The 20891-nt window shown below is 72.9% G+C and carries 16 protein-coding genes; 10 read left to right on the forward strand and 6 right to left on the reverse strand.

Annotated features, from left to right (window positions below; translation table 11 throughout):
* The first annotated feature begins 52 nt into the window (after positions 1 to 52).
* Both ACIA8L_RS21245 and ACIA8L_RS21250 read left to right on the forward strand, forming a co-directional pair.
* On the forward strand, positions 53 to 2248 hold the full coding sequence (locus ACIA8L_RS21245; protein WP_395906978.1) for a cellulose binding domain-containing protein: 2196 nt from the start codon (positions 53 to 55) through the stop codon (positions 2246 to 2248).
* 43 nt (positions 2249 to 2291) lie between these two features.
* The gene (locus ACIA8L_RS21250; protein ID WP_395906980.1) at positions 2292 to 3716 is read left to right on the forward strand and encodes a discoidin domain-containing protein; all 1425 of its coding nucleotides are present in this window, start codon (positions 2292 to 2294) and stop codon (positions 3714 to 3716) included.
* A 67-nt stretch (positions 3717 to 3783) separates the two neighbouring features.
* Here ACIA8L_RS21250 and ACIA8L_RS21255 read toward each other — a convergent pair whose 3' ends face one another.
* Both ACIA8L_RS21255 and ACIA8L_RS21260 read right to left on the reverse strand, forming a co-directional pair.
* The gene (locus tag ACIA8L_RS21255; protein WP_395906982.1) at positions 3784 to 5385 is read right to left on the reverse strand and encodes a cellulase family glycosylhydrolase; all 1602 of its coding nucleotides are present in this window, start codon (positions 5383 to 5385) and stop codon (positions 3784 to 3786) included.
* 95 nt (positions 5386 to 5480) lie between these two features.
* Positions 5481 to 6218 carry a hypothetical protein gene (locus tag ACIA8L_RS21260; RefSeq protein ID WP_395906984.1) on the reverse strand — a complete coding sequence of 246 codons (738 nt, stop codon included), beginning with the start codon at positions 6216 to 6218 and terminating at the stop codon, positions 5481 to 5483.
* A gap of 159 nt (positions 6219 to 6377) precedes the next feature.
* Here ACIA8L_RS21260 and ACIA8L_RS21265 point away from each other — a divergent pair, with 159 nt between their 5' ends.
* The 6 genes from ACIA8L_RS21265 (at position 6378) to ACIA8L_RS21290 (ending at position 11217) form a co-directional block, all read left to right on the forward strand.
* Positions 6378 to 6770 (forward strand): hypothetical protein, encoded by a 393-nt coding sequence (locus ACIA8L_RS21265; protein WP_395906987.1) that lies wholly within the window; start codon positions 6378 to 6380, stop codon positions 6768 to 6770.
* Positions 6771 to 6795: 25 nt separating this feature from the next.
* The gene (locus ACIA8L_RS21270; RefSeq protein WP_395906990.1) at positions 6796 to 7398 is read left to right on the forward strand and encodes a hypothetical protein; all 603 of its coding nucleotides are present in this window, start codon (positions 6796 to 6798) and stop codon (positions 7396 to 7398) included.
* Positions 7399 to 7450: 52 nt separating this feature from the next.
* Positions 7451 to 8158: a response regulator transcription factor gene (locus tag ACIA8L_RS21275; protein ID WP_395906991.1), complete on the forward strand. Its 708-nt coding sequence runs from the start codon at positions 7451 to 7453 to the stop codon at positions 8156 to 8158.
* Complete coding sequence (locus ACIA8L_RS21280; RefSeq protein WP_395906993.1) at positions 8155 to 9474, forward strand: HAMP domain-containing protein; 1320 nt, start codon at positions 8155 to 8157, stop codon at positions 9472 to 9474. The genes ACIA8L_RS21275 and ACIA8L_RS21280 overlap by 4 nt, the downstream gene beginning before the upstream one ends.
* A gap of 91 nt (positions 9475 to 9565) precedes the next feature.
* Positions 9566 to 10390 carry an SDR family oxidoreductase gene (locus ACIA8L_RS21285; protein ID WP_395906995.1) on the forward strand — a complete coding sequence of 275 codons (825 nt, stop codon included), beginning with the start codon at positions 9566 to 9568 and terminating at the stop codon, positions 10388 to 10390.
* Entirely contained in the window at positions 10387 to 11217 is an 831-nt protein-coding gene (locus ACIA8L_RS21290) for an NAD(P)H-binding protein (protein WP_395906997.1), read from the forward strand. The genes ACIA8L_RS21285 and ACIA8L_RS21290 overlap by 4 nt, the downstream gene beginning before the upstream one ends.
* An 11-nt stretch (positions 11218 to 11228) precedes the next feature.
* Here the strand turns inward: ACIA8L_RS21290 and ACIA8L_RS21295 are convergent, their stop codons facing one another.
* The 3 genes from ACIA8L_RS21295 to ACIA8L_RS21305 all read right to left on the reverse strand — a co-directional run bounded on the left by ACIA8L_RS21295 (position 11229) and on the right by ACIA8L_RS21305 (position 17293).
* A complete protein-coding gene (locus tag ACIA8L_RS21295) occupies positions 11229 to 11966 on the reverse strand; it encodes a hypothetical protein (RefSeq protein WP_395906999.1) in 738 nt (245 codons plus the stop codon).
* Positions 11963 to 16750, reverse strand: a complete 4788-nt coding sequence (locus tag ACIA8L_RS21300) for an Hsp70 family protein (protein WP_395907001.1) — start codon at positions 16748 to 16750, stop codon at positions 11963 to 11965. The genes ACIA8L_RS21295 and ACIA8L_RS21300 overlap by 4 nt, the downstream gene beginning before the upstream one ends.
* A 135-nt stretch (positions 16751 to 16885) precedes the next feature.
* The gene (locus ACIA8L_RS21305) at positions 16886 to 17293 is read right to left on the reverse strand and encodes a MarR family winged helix-turn-helix transcriptional regulator (protein ID WP_395907003.1); all 408 of its coding nucleotides are present in this window, start codon (positions 17291 to 17293) and stop codon (positions 16886 to 16888) included.
* A gap of 56 nt (positions 17294 to 17349) precedes the next feature.
* Between ACIA8L_RS21305 and ACIA8L_RS21310 the strand changes: the two genes are divergently transcribed.
* Positions 17350 to 18690 carry an MFS transporter gene (locus ACIA8L_RS21310; RefSeq protein WP_395907005.1) on the forward strand — a complete coding sequence of 447 codons (1341 nt, stop codon included), beginning with the start codon at positions 17350 to 17352 and terminating at the stop codon, positions 18688 to 18690.
* Between the two features lie 122 nt (positions 18691 to 18812).
* The gene (locus ACIA8L_RS21315; RefSeq protein WP_395907007.1) at positions 18813 to 19559 is read left to right on the forward strand and encodes an alpha/beta fold hydrolase; all 747 of its coding nucleotides are present in this window, start codon (positions 18813 to 18815) and stop codon (positions 19557 to 19559) included.
* A 106-nt stretch (positions 19560 to 19665) separates the two neighbouring features.
* Here ACIA8L_RS21315 and mmsB read toward each other — a convergent pair whose 3' ends face one another.
* The gene (gene mmsB, locus ACIA8L_RS21320) at positions 19666 to 20889 is read right to left on the reverse strand and encodes a multiple monosaccharide ABC transporter permease (RefSeq protein ID WP_395907009.1); all 1224 of its coding nucleotides are present in this window, start codon (positions 20887 to 20889) and stop codon (positions 19666 to 19668) included.
* Between the last annotated feature and the right edge of the window lie 2 nt (positions 20890 to 20891).

The following is a 20891-nucleotide window of genomic DNA, read 5'->3' on the forward strand; positions in this document are numbered from 1 at the left end:
GACCCGGTCTACCGTCCGCCGAAACAAGGCCCTGGGTGGACGAGGAGCGAAGGTGCGAAGAGCAGTGGCCGCCTCGGCGGCGATTCTGGCGGCCGGAGCCGGTGCCGTGGCGGCAGTGCGGATGGCGAACGCCGCGGCGGCCGGGTGCCGGGTCAACTACACGGTGACGAACCAGTGGCAGGGCGGCTTCGGCGCGAGCGTCGACATCACCAACCTCGGCGACGCGATCAACGGCTGGACGCTGACGTGGACGTTCGCGAGCGGCCAGTCGGTGACCCAGGCGTGGAACGCGACGGTGACGCAGAGCGGCACGGCGGTGAGCGCCAAGGACGCCGGCTACAACGCGGCCATCGCCACGAACGCGACCGTCTCCTTCGGGTTCAACGGCGCGTTCACCAGCACGAACCCGGTGCCGACCGCCTTCGCCCTGAACGGCACCGCGTGCAATGGGGGGACAACGACGCCGACCACCGGGCCGGCCTCCCCGACGCCTTCCACAAGCACCTCACCCCCACCGGCGGGAGAGAACGGGCGGCAGCTGGAGAAGCTGGACCGGGGCCTGATCTCGGTGCGCTCCGGCAGCGGCAACCTGGTGTCCTGGCGGCTGCTGGGCACCGAGGCGTTCGACACCAGCTTCAACGTGTACCGCGCCGGGACCAGGATCGCATCGGTCACGAACTCGACGAACTACCTCGACAGCGGGGCCGCGGCCGACGCCTCCTACACGGTCCGGGCGGTCGTGAACGGCGCGGAGCAGGCCTCGTCCCCCGCCTCGCTCCGCTTCACCGGCGGCGCCTATCTCGACGTACCAATTCAGAGTCCTGGATCAATCTATTCGGCCAACGACGCGTCCGTCGGTGACCTCGACGGCGACGGGCAGTACGAGATCGTCCTCAAGTGGGACCCGTCCGACGCCAAGGACAACTCGCAGTCCGGCGTGACCAGCAACGTGTACGTCGACGCGTACAAGCTCAACGGGACCCGGCTGTGGCGGATCAACCTCGGCCGCAACATCCGGGCCGGGGCGCATTACACGCAGTTCCAGGTGTACGACTACGACGGCGACGGCAAGGCCGAGGTCGCGATGAAGACGGCCGACGCCACGACCGACGGCACCGGGAGGGTCATCGGCGACGCGAACGCCGACTACCGCAACTCCTCCGGCTACGTGCTGTCCGGCCCGGAGTACCTGACGATGTTCAGCGGGCAGACCGGCGCCGCCCTGTCGACGGTCAGCTACGACCCGCCGCGCGGGACGGTCTCCTCCTGGGGCGACAGCTACGGCAACCGGGTCGACCGGTTCCTCGCCGGCACCGCCTACCTCGACGGCAAGCGACCGTCATTGATCATGGCACGGGGGTACTACACCCGCTCCGTCATCGCCGCCTGGGACTTCCGCAACGGGTCACTGACGAAACGCTGGACGTTCGACAGCAACGCCTCCGGCAACAGCGCCTACGCCGGGCAGGGCAACCACCAGCTGTCCGTCGCCGACGTGGACGCCGACGGCAAGGACGAGATCATCTACGGGTCGATGGCCGTCGACGACAACGGCGGCCGGCTCTGGAACACGAACAACGGCCACGGCGACGCCATGCACGTCGGCGACCTCGACCCGTCCCGCCCGGGCCTCGAGGAGTTCAAGGTCGACGAGGACGGCTCCAAGCCCTCGAGCTGGATGGCCGACGCCCGCACCGGCCAGGTGCTGTGGACGACCCCGGCCAACGGCGACAACGGCCGCGGCGTCTCCGACGACATCTGGTCCGGCAGCCCCGGCGCCGAGTCGTGGTCGTCGGCGGCCGACGGGGTGCGCTCCCCCAGCGGCGCGGTGGTGTCCTCGCGCAAACCCGGATCGACGAACTTCACGATCTGGTGGGACGCCGACACGACCCGTGAGCTCCTCGACGGCACGCACATCGACAAGTACGGCACGAGCGGCGACACCCGCCTGCTCACCGGGGCCGACGTGCACTCCAACAACGGCACGAAGTCGACGCCGTCGCTGTCGGCCGACCTGTTCGGCGACTGGCGCGAAGAGGTCATCTGGCCCACGACCGCCAACAACGCGCTGCGCATCTACAGCACGACGACCCCGACGACGACGAAGTTGTACACGTTGATGCACGACAGCCAGTATCGCCAGGCGATCGCGTGGCAGAACACCGCGTACAACCAGCCGCCGCACCCGTCGTACTTCATCGGCTCCGGCATGGCCGCCCCGAAACAACCGGTCATCTACGTCAGATAAGGGTCCATTATGGGGCACCCTTCCCACGCGGTAGGGTGCCCCGGTGACGACCGGCTGGGAGCTGACGAACGACGCGGCCAATCCGGACCATCCACGGCTGACGTTCGAACCCTCCGTCACCGGACCCGAACTCGCCGCAGCGCTGCGCGGCCTCCCGCCGGAGGTGTCGGCCGTCGTCGAGGTGGTCGCCCGCGGCCCGGGCCGCGACGCCGGCCGGGTGGTCGCCGCGCAGGCCGCCGCCGACCTCGGCGAGTCCGTGACCCTGCGCACCACCCCGGCCGACGGCTGGACCAACCCCGCGTCGGTGCTGCGGTGCCTGCCCGACGGCCGGGAGAAGGTCGTGGCGTCGACCCCGCCGCAGCCGGGCCTGGCCGCGATCGACGCCGCCACCTACGCCCTCGACGAGGGCTGGCTGGTCCGCGTCTCCGGCAACGGCCTGCACGCGATGCCGGCCGGCCCGGCGGTCCCGGCCCCCGGACCCTACGAACCCAGGCCCGGCGCGCCCTACCGGATCGTGGTGGGCCGGCCCGGCGAGCCCGTCGACGACCCGGTGTGGCCGGTCCTGTCCGCGCTGCTCATCACCGCGCTCAACGGCCTGCCCGGCGAGGTCCTCATCGAGGTGGCCGGGGAGCCGACGACGTGGGGCCGGACCGCCGCGGCCGAGCTCGCCGAGCGCTACGGGGGCAGCCACACGGCCACGGTCGTGCTGCCGGTCGTGCCCGCCGACGAGCCCGCACGCCGCCGCCGGCCGGGCCGCCTGCTGATCGGCGCGGCCGCGATCGTCGTCGCCCTCGGCGCCGGGACCGTGGCCGCCGTCTGGCCGCACGGCGCGACCGGGGACGGCGAGCGCAGCGCCCCCGCGAACGGCTACACCGGGCCCGGTGCCGCACCGGACGCGTCGGGCTCGGCCAACGGGGCCCGCGGCCAGGCCTCGGCCCGGGCCAGCCGCTCGTCGGCCCGCCCGAGCGCCTCGACCTCGGCCCCGCCCGCCCCGCCGCCCTCGGCCGACGGCGGCACCAGCGCCGGCCCCAACCAGTCCGGGCTCAACCTCAACATCTTCAACCTGGCCGCCGGCAAGGCCACCCGCGACAGCGGCCACGCCGACGTCTACGGCTCCGGCAACATCGCCGACGCCGACCCGGGCACCTACTGGGAGAGCCGCAGCAACGCGTTCCCGGCCTGGGTGCAGGTCGACCTGGGCAGCCCGGCCGCGCCCCGCCGAGCGGTGCTGCGGCTGCCGGCTTCGTGGCCGGCCCGCACCCAGCGCATCGAGGTCCAGGCCAGCACCGACGACAAGACCTTCACGACCGTGGCCGGCCCGGCGACATACACCTTCGACGACGCCTCGAGCCAGCGGGCGACGCTCACGCTGCCGGGGACGCAGTGGCGGTACATCCGCGTCGTCTTCACCGCCAACTCCGTCCAGGCCGCTGGTCAGCTGTCGGGGCTGGAGCTCTACCTGGCCTGAGCGCAGTGCAGTTCTGCGCGGTCCGGCCGGTCGGGCGCGTCGCCCGACCGGCCGGGGATCCCCCCTGTTATGCGCAGGTGGCGCCGTTGAGCTTGACGCCGGACGGGGCCGGGGTGGACGGGCCGTTGGCGGTGAAGCCGACGGTGACGGACGCGCCCGCGGCCAGGGCCGGCGCCCAGGTCGGGGCGGCCGCGGTGAACGTGGTGCCGGACTGGGTGACGGTGGCGTTCCAGCCGCTCTGCAGCGTGACGCCGGACGGGACGGTGAAGGTGGCGGACCACGGGTTGACGGCCGCGGTGCCGGTGTTCTTCACGGTGACGCTGGCCTGGAAGCCGCCCTGCCACGCGTTGTCGATCTTCACGGTGGCGGTGCAGCCGCCGGTCGGGTTGGGCGATTGCGACGCCGAGCGCGACACGGAAACCGACACCGACGGTGAGCCCGTGTTCGTGCCGCCACCGACGGGCGGGATCAGGTACGGCTGCAGGATCGACTGCTTCTGCTGGTTGACCGTCTTCCAGTCGTCGCCGACGATGCCGCCGGTGTCGCCCGAGTTCGGGTTCCACGACCAGTACGTGAAGTTCATGCCGGTGACCCCGGTGCCCATGTAGTCCATGAGCTTCTGCAGCCAGACGGCGTCCTGCGGGTTCTGCAGGGTGCTGCCGAACTCGCCGAGCAGTACCGGCGCGACGTTCTGCTTCTGCAGGTAGCCCCAGAACTGGTCCCAGATCCCCGGCAGGTTGTTCGGGAAGTTCGGGTCGTCGAACCAGGCCTGGTGGTACACGCTGTTGGCGTACTCGTGCGCGGAGTACACGAGCTTGCCGGGCTTGTTCAGGCGCACCGGGAACTCGCCGGCCTTCGACAGGTTGCCGCCCCACCAGCCGCACGGCTCGTCAGGGATGTTGTCCCAGGCGTTGGCGTTGCCGCCGCTGGTGCAGGAGACGCCCTCGACGACGATGAGCCAGTTGGGGTTGGCCTCGAGGATCGCGTTGCCGGCCCGCTCAGCCGCCAGGCGCCAGTCGCGGTTGACGTCGCCGCAGCCCCAGCAGGCGCCGGTGCCGTTCGGGTCGGTGCCGTCGGCGTGCGGCTCGTTGTGCAGGTCGGCGCCGATGACGGTCGGGTTGTTGGCGTAGTGCCGGGCGAGGGACTGCCAGTTGCTGATCCAGGTCGCCTCGGGGGTCGCCGGGACGTACCACAGGGCGCTCTGCCCGGCCGACGTCGGGCGGTGCCGGTCGAGCAGAATGCGCATGCCCTTGCTGCCGGCGTAGTCGACGACCTTGTCCAGGATCTGCAGCGGGGTCAGCCCGACGAGGTCGGCGTTGGTGTAGCCGTCGACGCTGTTGGCCTGCGCGCCGGGCTTGAGGGCGTCCTCGGAGAACGGTACCCGGATGGTGTTGTACCCGAGGCTCGCCATCTGGTCGATGTGGTCCTTCCAGGGCCGCGCCCACAGGCCGTGGAAGGTCTTGTTGTCGGTCTCCATGCCGAACCAGTTGATGCCGGTGAGCCGCACCTTGGCCCCGGAGGCGTCGACGAGCTGCGCCCCCTGGGTGCTCAGGTAGCCGGAGCCGGTGCCGCCGGTGGCCGCGTTCGCCGTGCTGTTGAGCCCGATCACGGCGACGGCGCCGACGAGTGCCATGCTGCTGGCCGCGACGGCGGCCCAGAGTCTCCTCATGCCGGGAAGTTCTATTGAGACATGTCACAGGCCGCACTTCCCGCGTGGAGCGATCTCGCATTTCCGCCGCTCAGCGCGGTACAGCCGACCGAAACTTACACTGTTGGCAGCGCGGCCAGCAGCTTGTTGTGGGCGTCGAGGATCTTGGCCGCCGCCGCCTTGGAAGCAGGGTCGGATCCGGCGGTACCTTCTGAGGTCGCCAGATGCGTCGTGCCGGTCAGATGGTCCCGCAGTGCCGCGACCGCCTTGGCCGGCCGCTGGTCGGCGGGCGCGTCGCGGACCGCGGCGAGGTCTTCCTCCAGGACCATCCCGGGCAGGTCGTGCCCGGCGTGCTCGGCCCCGTTCTCGACGCCTCCACCGGCGGCCATCGCCTTGCGCAGGTCGGCCAGTTCGTCGCGGTGCCCGGCGGCCGCGGTGGCCACCACGCCGGCGACCGCGGGGTCGTCCTTGAGCAGATCGAACAGCGGCAGCGCGCTGTTGTCGAGGGAGATCATGAGGTTGAGGAAGGCCAGGTCGGTCGGGTTGAGCGAGCTGGTGACGTTCGGCTCGAGGGTGCTGACCGCGTCGGCCTTCGGTGCGGCGGGCTCGTGCGCCGGCCGGGCCCACAGGACGACGACGGCGGGCACGGCCACGACGACGACCATGACGGCCAGAATGCGCCGCCAGAGATCCCGTTTGGGTTCTTCGGGCTCCGCCTCCACCCCCGCCCCGGCCGGTTCGGGCTCGGGCTCGATGGCTGGGGGTGACGATTCCGTGGCCGGTTCTTCCGGCGCCGGATCGCTCGACAGCGCTACGCTGGCTCCGTTGATGGGTTCGCCGCCATCCTGGGTCACCGCTCGACGGTAAGGCCAGGCCCGGGCCCGTTCTATTAGATCCGCATTAAGTTGTGCCGATGATTTTCGGCGACGACGAATAACGCTTTTAAAGCGGATTTCAGGGAACCGTCCGATCGCCCGACACGGCCGCCGCTGCAAATGCCTGAAAATGATCTCGTGCTGCGTCTTCTCCGGGTCCCGATCGTGCTCGTGTTCGCCGCGATGTGGGCCCTGGGATCCTACGCGCTGGGCTTCCTCTGGCTGGCCGACGACGTCGCGGTCGCGGTGGGGGCCGCGGTCGTCGGCGGACTGGTCGTCACCGGCACCCTCGGCAGCCTGACCAGCCGGCCCTGGCCGATCGTGGCCGCCCTGCCCCTCGCCGTCGGCGCGCTCACCACCTCGGTCTACGCGGCCGGCCGGCACCACCTCGGCCTGCCGGCCGACGCCGCGCTCGCCGCGGGCCGGGTCCTGGTCCCCGTCCTCGCCGTCTACACCCTGCTGCTCGGGCTGGCCGGGGCCGTGGCCGACGCCGCGACCGTCCGCCGGTTCCGGCGGCACATGGCGGGCTGAGACCCGACAGTGCAAGAATGCCGCGGTGCGGGTTGAAAAGGGCGCGGTGCCGGTCCTGCTGTGGTGCCTGGCCACCACGGCGAGCATCGGCGTGGCCACGCTCGCCCTGCGCCCCGTCCTGCGCACCGCCGTGCCGCAGGACACCATCCCGGTCGCGGCCGACGACAGCCGCGGCGACCGGCCGGTGACCACCCAGACCCTCCCGCCACCGGCCGTCGCCACGTCCAAGCCGCCCACCCTGGCCCCCGGCGACCCGAAGTCGACGGCCTCGGCCCCGCCGACGACCGCGGGCGCGAAGACCACCAGCGCGTCCCCGCCGGCGCAGAAGACCACGGCCGCGCCCCGGATCGTCGACGGCTGGACCGTGACCGCGGGCGACGACGGCGTCGACGTCTACCTGAAGTCGTTCCGCTCCGACGGCGGCGACGCCGTGATGCGCATCCGGGCCGAGGTCGTCTCCGTCGTCACCGCCACGCCCCGCCAGGGCTACTCGGTGTCACAGGCCCAGACCGAGCCGAGCCGGATGGTCGTGCAGTTCGTCAACGGCAACGGCGGCGCCGCCTACCTCGTCGACTGCCTGTGGTGGCAGGGCGGCCCGCACGGCGAGGTCACCAAAATCGGCAATTAGCGGGGCCTTAACGTCCATTGGGCGGGGATTTGTCGTGCAGTAGGGTGCCCGCATGCCGCTGATCCTGCTGGTCGAGGACGATGTCGCTGTCTCCGGCGCCCTGTCGCGGGCGCTGACCGACGCCGGCCACGTCGTCCGACCCGTCGGCAACGCCGGTTCGGCGCTGCGCGTCATCGCCACCGACCCGCCGGACCTGGTCATCCTCGACCTGGGCCTGCCGGACATGGACGGCCTCGACGTGCTGCGCATGCTCCGCGGCATCTCCAACGCGCCGGTCATCGTGGCCACCGCGCGGCGCTCCGAGCGCGACATCATCCGCCTCCTCGACGCCGGCGCCGACGACTACGTGACCAAGCCGTTCTCCAGCGCCCAGATGTCGGCCCGGATCAACGCGGTGCTCCGCCGCGGCCAGGGCACCCCCGGCCCGGCCCAGCCGCCCGCCGGGGTCACCGTCGGCGGCCTGCACGTCAACCCGCAGCAGCGCTCCGCGGCCCTGGACGGCCGGCCGCTGCAGCTGACGAAGAAGGAGTTCGACCTCCTGTCATACCTCGCGGCCCGGGCCGGCCGCGTCGTCAGCCGGCGCGAGCTGCTGACCGAGGTGTGGCAGCGCCCGGACAGCTCCGGCGAGGACCAGACGATCGACGTGCACGTGTCCTGGCTGCGGCGCAAGCTCGGCGAGAGTGCGACGCAGCCGAAGTACCTGCGCACGTTCCGCGGGGTCGGGGTGATGCTCGTCGACCCGGCGCAGCCACCGGCATGAGGTCGGCCCTGTGGCGCCTGTCGTTCGCGATCACCACGATGATCGCACTGGCGTTCCTCGTCCCTCTCGCCTACGTGACCAAGCAGATCGCCCACGACCGCGCCCTCGCCGAGGCCCGCTCGCAGGCCGACGCGATGGTCGCCGCGCTCGCGTCCGCCCCCGGTGACACGTCGGCGTCGCTGGTCCGGGCCGTGGTCACGCTCCCGGCGGGGCAGTCGGGGCGGCTGGCGGTACACCTGACGGGGCAACCGACGGTCGGCACCAGCCACGCCCTCGCCGCCGACGTCGACCGCACCGCCCACCAGCGCCGCTCGCAGACCGTCGAGGCCCCCGGCGGCCTGGCCTACCTGCAGACGGTCGTCCTCGACGGCGACCGCACCGCGGTGGTCGAGGTCTACGTCTCCGACGACGAACTGTCCCGCGGGGTCGGCGCCGCCTGGCTCGCCCTGGCCGGCCTGGCCGTCGTCCTCGTCGCCGGCTCCACTCTGGTCGCCGACCGGCTCGGCACGCGGATCGTCAAGTCGACCCGGCAGCTCGCCGAGGGCGCCCGCGCGTTCGGCGACGGCGACCTGCACGCCCGGGTCGAGCCGGACGGCCCGGCGGAGCTGCGCGACGCCGCCCGCAGCTTCAACCGGATGGCCGAGCAGATGGTCGCGTTCGCCGACGCCGAACGCGAGCTGGCGGCCGACCTGTCCCACCGCCTGCGCACCCCGCTGACCGCGCTGCGCCTGGACGCCGACGCGATGCCGCCGGGCCCGATCGGCGAGCGGATGCGCCAGGCCTTCGACGCGCTCGACGACGAGATCGAGCAGATCATCACCCAGGCCCGCCGGTCCGTCACCGACCGCCGCCCCGAGACCAACGACCTGGTCGAGGTCGTCGCCGACCGGCTCGCGTTCTGGTCGGTGCTGGCCGAGGACCAGAACCGCCCGTGGCGGGTCACCGGCGGCCGCGAGCCCGTGTACGTCCCGGTCTCCGAGTCCGACCTCATCTCCGCCGTCGACTGCCTGCTCGGCAACGTCTTCCAGCACACCGGCGAGGGCACCGGCTTCGAGGTCCACGTCTCCGCCCGCGGCCTCTACGTCGACGACGCCGGCCCCGGCATCGCCGACCCGGCCGCCGCCCTGCGCCGCGGCTCCAGCGGCGCCGGCTCCACGGGCCTGGGCCTGGACATCGTCCGCCGCGTAGCCGAAACCGCCGGCGGCCGCCTCATCATCGAACGCAGCCCCCTACGCGGCGCCCGCATAGCCATCGAACTCGACCCCTTCGCCACCGACACCCCCACCCCCCGGCAGGCCCGCAAAATCGTCCGGTGATGAGAGCCCTCGTTCGTAGGGGGCAGCCATCTGACGGATAGAACGTATGTACGATGTGCGGGTTTCGCGGATTCCGCCTACCGTGCGGAGGGTGACGATCCTGGTGACCGGCGCGACCGGCAACATCGGCCGCCATGTGGTGGCTCGGCTGGCGGCGGCCGGGCCGGCGGTGCGTTCGATGACCCGGCGGCCGGCCGGTGGGGGCGACGTCCGCGGCGACTTCACCCGGCCGGAGACGTGGGCGGCGGCGTTGGACGGGGTCCGATCGGTCTACCTGTTTCCGTTCGCGGGCCCCGATTTCGTGGCCGCGGCGGTCCGGGCGGGTGTCCGCCGGTTCGTCGTGCACTCGGCGGCCGCGGCCGGTTTCGCGGCCGGGACCGGCGGTGACGGTGTCCTCGGGCGGCACCTGGCCGAGGAGCGGGACGCCCACCGCGGGCTCGAGCTGGCGGTGGAGGCATCCGGCGCCGAGTGGACCCACGTGCGGCCGGGGCTGCTCGCGGCCGGCGCGCTGCGGTGGGCGGACGGCATCCGGCGGGAGCGGGTGGTGCGGGAGCCGTACCCGGCGGCCGGGTATCCGGTGGTCCACGAGGCCGACGTGGCCGACGTCGCGGCGGCGGCCCTGCTCAGCGCCGCCCACGTCGGTGCCGCCTACACCATCACCGGGCCGGCGAAGGTCACGCAGGCCGAGCAGGCGGCCGCGATCGGGGCCGCCATCGGGGCGCCGGTGCGGTTCGAGGCCCTCGACCCGGCCACCGCGGACACCCCCGACTGGGTCCTCGCGCTCCTCGCCGACGCGGTCGACGGGGCCGGAACGCTGCCCCCGACGGACACCTACGAGCGGCTCATGGGGCGGCCGCCGCGCACGTTCGCGCAGTGGGCCGCCGACCACGCCGCCGATTTCCGGGGCGCCGCATGAGGATCCTGGTCACGGGGGCCACCGGCCTGGTGGGCCGGCACGTCGTCGCCTCGCTGGCCTCGGCCGGGCATCAGGTCCGCGCGCTGACCCGCAACCCCGCGGCCGCGGCGTTCCCGGACGGTGTCGAGGTCGTCGGCGGTGACCTCACCGACCCGGACTCCGTGCCGCTGCGGGCCGTCGACCGTCTCTACCTGTTCCCCGTCGGCCGGGCCGCGCGGGCCGTCTCCGCCGCGGCGGCCCGGGCCGGTGTGCGGCGGATCGTCGTGCTGTCCGGGGCCCTGGCCGACACCGACGACAGTCCCGACGGCTACCGGGCCGTGGAACGCGCGGTCGAGGACTCCGGTCTGGAGTGGACCCACGTGCGGCCGGGCGAGTTCGCGGCGAACTGGCTCGACTGGGCGCCGTCGATCCGGGAACACCGTGCGGTTCGCCGGCCGTACGGCGCCGCGGTCACCCAGCCCACCCACGAGGCCGACATCGCCGCCGTCGCCGTCGCCGCGCTCACCGAAGACGGCCACGCCGGCCACGTCTACACCCTGGCCGGGCCCGAGGCCCTCACCATCGCCGCCCAGACCGCCGCGATCGGCCGGGCGATCGGTGCCACGGTCCGCTTCGACGACCTGGAACCGGCCACCGCCCGAGCCGAGTGGATCGGCAACGGCTACCCGGAGCCGTTCGTCGACTGGATGTTCGCCATGTGGGCCGGGTCCGCCCGCGACCCCGCCCCCGTCGACGACGCGTGGGCCGGCGTCGTCCCGCGGCTGACCGGCCGCCCGGCCCGGACGTTCGCCCGGTGGGCCACCGACCACGCCGCCGACTTCCGCTAGCCGGTCGCCGCTCAGAGGCCGAGCGCGGCCCGCAGCATGGCGATGTCCGACGTGATCGCCCGGATGAGCGCGTCGAGGGACCGGGCCGCGGGCGTGCCGGGCCGGACCTTCTTGCGGGCGCGCTCCGCCTTGCCGCCGAGCGCGACCAGGGAGGCCCGCATGTTGACGGCCTCGACGTAGTACAGCGTGGTGCGGTTGTAGACCTTCCGGATGCCGGTGTAGTTCTCGGTCAGGCTCGTCACCTCGGCCCGCTCCCGCCGCTCCAGGGCCTCGTCGAGCCACTCGGCGGCCCGCCGGCACTCGGCCTCCAGCGCCGGATCGGTGGCCGCGACCGTCAGCCAGCGGCGGGCCTCGATCAGCGTCGCCCACCGGTCCGGGTGCTCCCGTACCATCGCCATGCCACGCAGCAGCGCGAGGGGCGCGCAGTGCCCGTCGATCCGCGCGGCCCGCTCGCAGACCTGCCGGGTCTCGGCGAACCGGCCGTCCGCGAACAGCCGGGTCGCCAGCTCGATCTCCTCGCGCAGCAGCCACCGCAGGACCCGCTGCAACGGCCCCACTGCCAGCCCGCCGTCGCCGCCGGGCCCGCCCTCCGGCTGCCAGAGCCGCCGCCGCGCGTATTCAGCGACCGACCGATACCAGGCGTCGGTTGCGAGGACCGCCTCGCAGCGGTCGAGCTCGAAGGCGGTCCGGGGCCCGTCGAGCCGCCGGATCGCGGCGCGGAGCCGTTCGAGTGCCGCCGCGTCGGTCATCGCCGCTGTCCTCTCGTCCCGGCCGGGAAGTCGCCGGGGTGCAGCCCGACGGCGAAGGCCCGGTCGCTGCCGCCCTCGGCCACGACCAGCCCGACGACCTCGCCGAGGTCGTTGATCAGCGGCCCGCCCTGGGACCGGGGCGACAGCTCGATCTCCAGCCCGTACAGGGGACGGTCGTGGCCCGGGTCGTGCCGGAAGGTGTCGACGATTCCACTGACCACCGTCCAGTCGGCCGACCCGTTGCCGCGCGTCGGCACCCAGATGCGGTCACCGACCCGGACCGTCGCGTGGTATCCGACGCGCGGCGGTGGCGTCCCGAGCGGCCGTTCGAGCTCCAGCACGGCGGTCCGGGGCGGCCCGCCGTCGCGCCGCGTGGCGGCGACCGGGCCGCCGCGCCGGAGGCCGGCCTTGAGCCGCGGTTCGGCTCCGTCCACCCCCGCGGCCGCCGTGCGCAGCCAGTGCGCGCTGACGACGGCCGTGCGATCGGCGGTGGCGGTGCCGGTGCCCAGAACGCTGACGCCGTCGGCCCGCACGGCCCGGACCGCCAGCACCAGCGCGGGGCGCTCGGCGAGCAGGTCGGCGGGCCGGTCCGGGTCGAGCAGCACGTGGCCGAGGGCGGCCGCGCACCGGCGCAGCAGCGTCTCGTACTCGGCGGCCTGCCTGGTCTCGGCCAGGCAGTGCAGGGCCCGCTCGAGATCGGCCGGTTCGCCGAGCCGGGCGTAGTCGACGCCTTCCAGGGCCCGGCGGTAGTCGCCGACGTCGTGGAGCTGGCGGAAGCGTTGCCGCGACCCGGTGTTCACGGCCGCTTCCTGGGCCAGCAGCCGGTTCCAGGCGACGACGCGGGCGAGGAGCTTCGTGAACTCCTGGTGGGCGCCCGTGGTCTGCTCCAGCAGCGCGGCGCCGGTCGCGAGCGCCCGGTCGGGATCGGCCGGCCGGTCCGTCAGGAACGCGCGCACGTCGCCCCGGTACCGGTCGAGCCGGGCCACGGCGGCGTCCAGTCGCGCCTTGTGCGCCGCGCCCTCGTTGAACAGGGCGGCCAGCTCCCGCTGGACCTCGGCCGGCCGCGAGGTCCGGGGCACGACGAAGCGCGCGCGCCGGCCCTCGAGCTCCAGCCAGGCCTGGCCCGCGCGGGACGTCTCGGCCAGGTCGGCGAGCGCCCCGAGCGCGGCCGCGAGCTCCCGGAACTTGTCCCGCTGTTCGCGCTCCCGGCGGGCGCGGCGCAGCCGGTCGCGCATCGCGTCCACGTCGGGCGGGGAGAGCAGGGTCGTGTCCGTGAACTGCACGGACCGCTCCCGCCTGGTTTTGCGATCGGTCGCGGTGACGGTGAGGATGCAGCTCTCGTCGATGTCGAAGGCGACCTCGATCTCGGGCTCGCCGCGCTTGGCCGGCGGGATGTCGGCCAGGACGAACGAGCCGATCCGGGTCTCCGGCTCGAGGTCGCCGTTGTAGACCTGGATGTCGACGCTCGTCTGGTTGTCGGCGTGGGTCGAGAACACCTGCGTGCGCTTCAGCGGAATCCGGGAGTTGGCCTCGACGAGCGTGGTGAACCGCTGGCCGTCCTGACCGTCGGCGACCGCGATGCCCAGCGGCAGCGGCGTGACGTCCTGCAGCAGGATGGTGCGCAGCCGCCGCGACAGGACGGCGCCCTGCAGCGCCGCGCCCCAGGCGACCGCGGTGCGCCACTCGCCGATCGGCAGCTCCTGGATGCCCAGCGCGTCCTTGACCACCGCCCGGATCGGCGGCGCGTGCATCGGGCCGCCGACGAGGATCATCCGGTCGCCCGGCCGGTGCTCGACCTCCCGGCAGTACGACCGCAGGGTCCGGTAGTCGGTGCCGAGAATCTGGTCGAGCCGGGCCCTGGTCAGCTGCACGATCGCGGTGCCGCCGGGGCCGGTGATCGGGCTCTCGACCCGCTCGACGTTCGAGAGCTGGATTTTGAACCGCTCCGCGGCGAGGGTCACCGCCCGCTTCACTGACTGCGCGTCGAGCCCTTGCAGGCCCTGCCGCTCCAGCTGCCGGGTCAGCTCGAGTTCGATCGCCCGGTTGAAATCGCGGGAGCCGAACCGGTACTGGCCGAGGATCTTCTGCACGTCATAGAAGTTCTCACTGACCTCGACGAGGCTGATGTCGAGCGTGCCCGCCCCGAAGTCGACCAGCACGACCCGCCCGTCCACCTTCTCGCCGTGTCTGGTGGCGGCCAGGCAGGCCGCGGTCGGCTCGTGGATGAGCCGGACCAGCTCGACGCCGGCGATCCGGCAGGCGTCCCGGGTCGCCTTGTTCGCCTTCAGCGGGAACCGCGCCGGCACCGTGACGATGGCCCGGCTCCGCTCGACGGTGAGCTGGTAGTTCTGGTCCATCCAGCCGAGCCAGTCGGGCCGGGCCTCGCCGATGTCGGCCGTAGCGAGCTCGGCGACCCGCTGCCGGACCCGGCCGGCCAGGAAGGTCTCGACCACGGTGCGGCCGTGCGTGATCAGCCGGGCCGCGACCTCCTCCGGCCGGTACCTGACCTTCACCGGCTCGTCGGTGCCGGCCGGCCGGCCGTCGAGCATGACATCGGTGCCCATCTCCATCTTCGTCTCGGCGAAGTGCTGCACGATGCCGTTCGCGTCGAGCTCCTCGCCGGACAGGCCGGTGTGCTCGTTGCCGTCCCGGTCGATGCTGATCGTCGACGGGAAGTGGTCCCGGCCCCGCCACCGGCAGAGGTGCACGCCCGGCGGGTCGCCGCCGTAGATCGCCACGACGCAGGTGCTGGTGCCGAGGTCCAGGCCGAAGATGTCGGAGTACTCCCGGCCGATCTCGGTCCGCGCGCGGGCGACGTAACCGGCGACCTTGGTCTCGAACGCCTGGCGGCCGCGGCCGTCGATGGTGTCCAGCGCCTCGTCGACCCGCTGCTGCACGGTGTCGGGCAGGGCCCGCTCCCGGCTCAGCCGCCGCAGCTCGCCGGTCGCCGTGGCGGCGAGGTCGGGCCGGGCCAGCCCGCGCAGGCAGAGCTCGGCCAGCTCGCGGAACTCGGCATTCGCGCGGAGGATTTCGGCCAGCCGCCGATCCTGCAGCGCGTCGTCGCCGAGCGCGTCGACCAGCAGCTGCTTCGCGTCGGACCGGCGGTCGTCGCGGATGAACAGGTCGACCGCCTCGCTCCAGTCGCCGGCTTCGGCCAGACACTCGGCCGCCCCGACGACATCGTTGCCGGCGAGTCTCGCCTTCGCGCGCTCCCGGAGGCTCTCCGGTGAACGATCTCCCCGCAGGACGCGCTCGGCGTCGCCGTAGCGGTCGTTGCGCCGATAGAGGCCGCTGGCCCGGCGCGCGAGGTTGCCGTCGACCGCGCGTTCGGCGGCCGCGTCCAGCTCGCCGGCCGCCTCCTCGAACAGGCTCCACTGGCGATACACCTCGTCGCGCCCGTCGCGTGGCTGATCGTCGAGCCGGCGCCGGAAGTAGCCGCGCCCGGCCGCGACGACCTGCTCGAGGTGCCGGGCAAGATAGCGCCGGCAGCGCAGCAGCCCCTCCGTCTTCGGCTTCACCTGGCGCAGGCGCTTCCGCAACGCCACGGTCTCCTCGGCCACCTCGGTGAACTGCCGTCGCCGCAGCATGTCGTCGAACTCGTCCAGCCGCCGGCCCACGAGCTCGGCGATCCGGTCGGGCTGGTCGTCCGGGCAGGCTTCGATGGCCTCGCGGTACTGCCGGAGCTGCTCGTGGCAGATCGACTGGCCCGCGGTGTCACCGGCCTCGCGCATGTACAGCAGCGCGTCGGCCGGCTGGTGACGGGCCAGCAGCAGCGCACCCATGTGGATGTTGAGCTTGCGGAACGAGGCCTCGTGCTCGGGCCGGTAGGGCTGGTCCAGGGCGAGCCGGACGGTCGCCGGGTCGGACGAGCGCAGGCAGCGGTCCATGAACTGCTCCCGCTCCGCCGGGGTGGCCATCAGCCGGTGCGCATCGTCCATCCGGTCGAGCAGCAGCGCGACGGGGAACAGATCGGGCACGAGCGGCGCCGGAAGGGCCAGGAACAGGCGCGACCACCGGTCGCGCTCGGCTTCCAGCGATCGGCGCCGTCCGTAGACGGTGACGGCCCGGCGCACGGTGTGCTCGTCGAGCACGTTCCGGCGGCGCAGGTGCTCGAGCGTGTCGATCACGGCGGCCGGGTCGGCGCCCTCGGCCGTCACGATCACCAGCCGGTCGCGCGCGTCGTCCCGCACGCGCCGCAGCCCCAGGCGGTTCGCGATGTCGACGACGACCCGCAGCGCATCGGCCGGCCCGGCGGGCACCGCGGCACCGAGCCAGGCCGCGTCGCGAGCGGTGAAGGCGGCCGTGTACAGCGGCTCCGCAATGCGGTCGTCATAGGCCGTGTGCACGGACCGCGCGGCCGCCGGGTCGAGCCGGAGGGCCAGGCGGATCGCGCGCCGGTACAGCCGGGCCAGGGACGGCGACGCCTCGTCCGACTGGAAGCCCCGGGCGAGCCGCTCCGTCAGCCGCTGTACGCGCCGCTCGGGGCCGCCGAGCAGGCGGTCGGTCAAGGTGAGCAGCCGCTCCGGCCACCGCCGGCCCCGGCCGCCCGGTGCCGGTGCCCCGCTCTCGGCGATCGCCGGATCGGCCGGCCGCGGCTCGGCGCCGGGGCCGATCGACTGCAGGATGGTCAGGAGGATCGCGAAGATCCCGCTGAACGCGCCGATGACGCTGGACAGCTTGTCGGCCCGATCGAGCCCCTGCTGGTGCAGCACCAGGGCCAGCACCAGGAACACGGCCGACACCAGCGCGGCGACCAATGCCGTGGACCTGCGCCGGCCGGCCATGGACCCATCATGGCGTAGACGGTTCTCGATCGGCTACGGCCCGCATCGAATTACACCCCTGTGAGTCCGCCTTCCGATACCGTGTCGCCGATGGAGTTCGACGCGGAGGCCTGACGTTGCGCGGCGGCGTGGGCGTCAGCTGAGCAGGCGGATCAGCAGGGCGTCGAAGGTGGCCAGCTCGTCCGGGGTCAGGCGGGCGAAGGAGCGCTCCAGGACCTCGCCCAGCAGCTGCTGGCCCTCCGCGCGGATCGCGTCGCCCTTGTCGGTCAGGCGGTGGCGGATGGCGCGGCCCGGGCCGGGCATGCGTTCGATCAGACCTCTGTCGATCATGCGGGCGGCGAGCGTACCGAAGGACTGGTCGGTCTGGAATGTGAGCTGAGCCAGGTCGTGCAGCGACGCCTCCGGGTTGCGGTGCAGGTGCCGCAGCGCGTCCCACTGCACCAGTGACACCCCCAGCGGGGCCAGGGCCGCGTTGCCCTCGCGGTGATGGCGCATCTGCAGGCGCTTGACCGACAACCCGATTTCCCCGATCGCCCTCGTCATGCCCGCCATGGTATCTCAGGTTGCTTGTATCAACATGCTGATATAAGGTTCCTTACATGAAATTCCGGGTTGTGGGGTTCTCCGCCGCGGCGATGCTCGTGTCCTACCTGCCGTTCTCGGCGGTCAACGGGGCCCTCGGGGCGATCGCCGCGGACACGGGGGCCGGCACGCTGCGACTGCAGTGGGTCTCCGACGCGTTCGCCGTCGCGCTCGCGGCGGTCGTCCTGCCGGCCGGGGCGCTCGCCGGGCGGGCCGGGGCGCGGCGGGTCACGATCGTCGGGCTCGGCGGTACCGTCCTGGGCTCACTGCTCGGCGCCCTCGCCGGACAGCAGCGCTCCGTGCCACTGCTCTGGGCCGCTCAGGCCGTCGCCGGGATCGGGGCGGCGGCGGTCATGTCGGCCACCCTGGCCCTCCTCACCGCGGCCGCGCCCGATCCGCGGGTCCGGGCCCGGTGGATCGCGTTCTGGGCCGCGGCGACCGTCGGCGGGCTGGGCGGCGGGCCGTTCCTGACCAGTGCGGTGCTGGCGGTGACGAGCTGGTGGTGGCTGTACCCCCCGATCGCTTTCCTTGCCGTTGCGTCCGCGGCGCTCGGGTTGTCCGCGCGGGACGAACCCACCGGCGAGCGGGTGCCCGTCGACGTCGCCGGGCAGATCGCGGCCGCGATCGGGGTGGCCGCCCTGGTCTTCGCGGTCATCGAGGGAGGCATCGCCGGCCGGTACGGGTACGCCGTCGCCGCCCTCGCGTTCGTGGCCCTCGGGCTGATCGAGCGGCGGGCCGTCGCGCCACTGCTGCCGCCGCCGCTGTTCGCCTCGCGCGGGTTCGCGGCGGCCGCGCTCGCCGCGACCGTGGTGCTGTTCGCGATCGGGGGCGGGCTGTTCTTCCTCAGCCTCGCGCTGAGCCGGCAGCACGTCGGGCCGCTCGGGATCGCGCTGCGGCTCGGGTGCCTGTTCGCCGGGAACGCGCTCGGCAGCGTCCTGGCCGGGTGGCTGCAGCGGCGTCTGGACGGGCGGGCGGTACTGCTCGCCGGGCTGGTCGTCGCCGGGGGTGGGGCGGCGTCACTGCTCACCGTCGGCGGGGGCGGGGCGCTGGAGCTCGCCTGGCGGCTGGCCGGGCTCGGGCTCGGCGCCGGCCTGGTCATGGCGACGAGCTCGGCGGTGGCCGTGCAGTCGGTGCCGCCGCAGTTCGCGGGGCTGGCCGGGGCGGCCAGCAACGGCGTGCGGCAGATCGGCGCGGCGCTCGGGCCGGCGGTGCTGGGCACCGTCCTGGCCGCCCGCGGGACCGCCACCATCGCCGCGGCGGTGCACGCCTTCGCGGCCGTGCTGACCGTCGCCCTGCTGGCCACCGCGGTCGTGGCATCCGGCCTGATCTATGCCCACCAACCCGTCTCAAACCCCTAAAAATACGAAATATCCGATATGTCGAGCGAAGCGCGGCGCGGAGCGCCCGACATATCGAGCCAGCACGGCGCGGAGCGCCCGACATATCGAGCCAGCGCACCTTTCGAGAAGGAGCACGACCCATGAGCATCATCACCTACACCGAGCGTGGCACCGGCCGGACCGTGCTGCTCCTGCACGGCGGCGCCGGGCCGGCGTCGGTGGGCGGGTTCGCGGACCGGTTCGCGGCCGAGCACCCGGTCCGGGTCATCACCCCCACGCATCCCGGGTTCGACGGGACGCAGCGGCCGGCGAGCATCGGCGGCGTCAGGGACCTCGCCGCGGCCTACCGGGAGTTCCTGGACGAGCTCGAGCTCGAGGACGTCGTGGTCGTCGGGAACTCGATCGGCGGCTGGATCGCCGCGGAGCTCGCCCTGCTCGGCTCGGCGCGGGTCGCCGGACTCGTGGTCGTCGACGGGGTCGGGATCGAGGTCGAGGGGCAGCCGGTCGCCGACTTCTTCGGGCTGACGTTTCCGGAGATCGCCGCGGCCAGCTACTACGATCCCACCGGGCGTGTCATCGATCCCAGCGCCATGCCGGAGGCGGCGCAGAAGCTGATGGCGGCCAACCGGGAGACGCTCAAGCACTACGCGGGCGCGTCGTCCATGGTGGACTCGACGTTGCGGGGGCGGCTTGTGGGAGTACCGACGCCGGCTCTTGTGGTTTGGGGTGACAGCGACGGCATCGCCGGGCCGGAGTATGGGCGGGCGTTCGCGGCGGCCATGCCGGGGGCGGACTTCGTGCTGCTGGAGCGGACGGGGCATCTGCCGCAGCTGGAGCGCCCGGAGGCCCTCATCGCTCCACTGTGGAACTTCATCGAGAAGCACTAGCGGCAAAGGTGAAAGGGTGGACCGCCGACGCCCCGAAGGCGGTCCACCCTCTCTTTTCTCACCAGATACCGAAGAGAAGCTTCAGTGAGCGCCCGGCCGGGCGCTCTCAGCGGGAGCGGCCCGCGCGGCGCTTGGCCCACACGTCGAAGGCGACGGCGGCGAGCAGGACGAGGCCCTTGACCAGCATGACCCGCTCGGTGGGTTCGCTGTTGAGGGACATGCCGTTGCTGATGACGGCCATGATGAGGCCGCCGGTGATGGCGCCGACGACCTTGCCGACACCGCCTTGCACCGCGGCGCCGCCGATGAACGCGGCCGCGATCGCGTCGAGCTCGAAGGCGTTACCCGCGGTCGGGCCGGCCAGGTTGAGGCGGCCGGCGAAGATGATGCCGGCGATCGCCGACAGGACGCCCATGTTGACGAAGATCCAGAACGTGACCGACTTGACCTTCACGCCGGAGAGGTTCGCGGCCTGCAGGTTGCCGCCGATGGCGTAGATGTGCCGGCCGAAGACGGTGCGCTGGGAGACCAGCGTGTAGGTCAGCACGAGCACGGCCAGCAGGACGAGGACCCACGGCAGGTTCTTGAACCGGGCCAGCTGCACGATGACGAACATGAGCACCAGCGACGAACCGACGAGCTTGGCCCAGAAGACCGGCACCGAGTCGACGGCCTGGCCGTAGCCGATCCGGCCGCGGCGGGCCCGCCACTGCACCGCCACGATGCCGATGACCGTGGCGACGCCGACGAGCAGCGTGAACAGATCGGCGCCGCCGAGCGGGCCGAGGCCGACATTGTTCAGGAAGCCGGGGATGAAGCCGTTCGACAGCGTGCGCACGTCCTCGGCGAACGGGCCGATGCCCTGGTTGCTCAGCGTCGTCATGGTGAGAGCGCGGAAGATGAGCATGCCGGCCAGGGTGACGATGAAGGCGGGGATGCCGAAGTAGGCGATCCAGAAGCCCTGCCACGCCCCGATCAGCCCGCCCGCGATCAGCGTGAGCAGGATGGCCAGGGGCCACGGAATGTCGGCCTTCACCATCAGCACCGCGGACAGTGCCCCGGTGACGGCGACGACCGAGCCCACGGACAGGTCGATGTGGCCGCCGATGATGACGAGGATCATCCCGATGGCGAGGATCAGCACGTAGGAGTTCTGGATGACCATGTTGGACAGGTTCTGCGGTTCGAGCAGCGCGCCGTTGGTCAGGATCGTGAAGAACACGATGATCGCCGCGAACGCGATGTAGATGCCGCTCTGGCGCAGGTTCACCGAGAACCGCGTCGGGGGCGTGACGGTCGGCTCGACCGCGGGTTCGACCACTGTGGTCATGG

The sequence above is a fragment of the Dactylosporangium sp. NPDC051541 genome (genome assembly GCF_044454505.1).
Taxonomy (GTDB): domain Bacteria; phylum Actinomycetota; class Actinomycetes; order Mycobacteriales; family Micromonosporaceae; genus Dactylosporangium.

Bases quoted from the DNA above. Each gene is read 5' to 3' on its own strand.
- ACIA8L_RS21310 (WP_395907005.1), top strand. From the start codon at position 17,350: ATGAAATTCCGGGTTGTGGGGTTCTCCGCCGCGGCGATGCTCGTGTCC.
- mmsB (WP_395907009.1), bottom strand. From the start codon at position 20,889: ATGACCACAGTGGTCGAACCCGCGGTCGAGCCGACCGTCACGCCCCCG.
- ACIA8L_RS21255 (WP_395906982.1), bottom strand. From the start codon at position 5,385: ATGAGGAGACTCTGGGCCGCCGTCGCGGCCAGCAGCATGGCACTCGTC.
- ACIA8L_RS21275 (WP_395906991.1), top strand. From the start codon at position 7,451: ATGCCGCTGATCCTGCTGGTCGAGGACGATGTCGCTGTCTCCGGCGCC.
- ACIA8L_RS21305 (WP_395907003.1), bottom strand. From the start codon at position 17,293: ATGACGAGGGCGATCGGGGAAATCGGGTTGTCGGTCAAGCGCCTGCAG.
- ACIA8L_RS21300 (WP_395907001.1), bottom strand. From the start codon at position 16,750: ATGGCCGGCCGGCGCAGGTCCACGGCATTGGTCGCCGCGCTGGTGTCG.
- ACIA8L_RS21315 (WP_395907007.1), top strand. From the start codon at position 18,813: ATGAGCATCATCACCTACACCGAGCGTGGCACCGGCCGGACCGTGCTG.
- ACIA8L_RS21290 (WP_395906997.1), top strand. From the start codon at position 10,387: ATGAGGATCCTGGTCACGGGGGCCACCGGCCTGGTGGGCCGGCACGTC.
- ACIA8L_RS21280 (WP_395906993.1), top strand. From the start codon at position 8,155: ATGAGGTCGGCCCTGTGGCGCCTGTCGTTCGCGATCACCACGATGATC.
- ACIA8L_RS21295 (WP_395906999.1), bottom strand. From the start codon at position 11,966: ATGACCGACGCGGCGGCACTCGAACGGCTCCGCGCCGCGATCCGGCGG.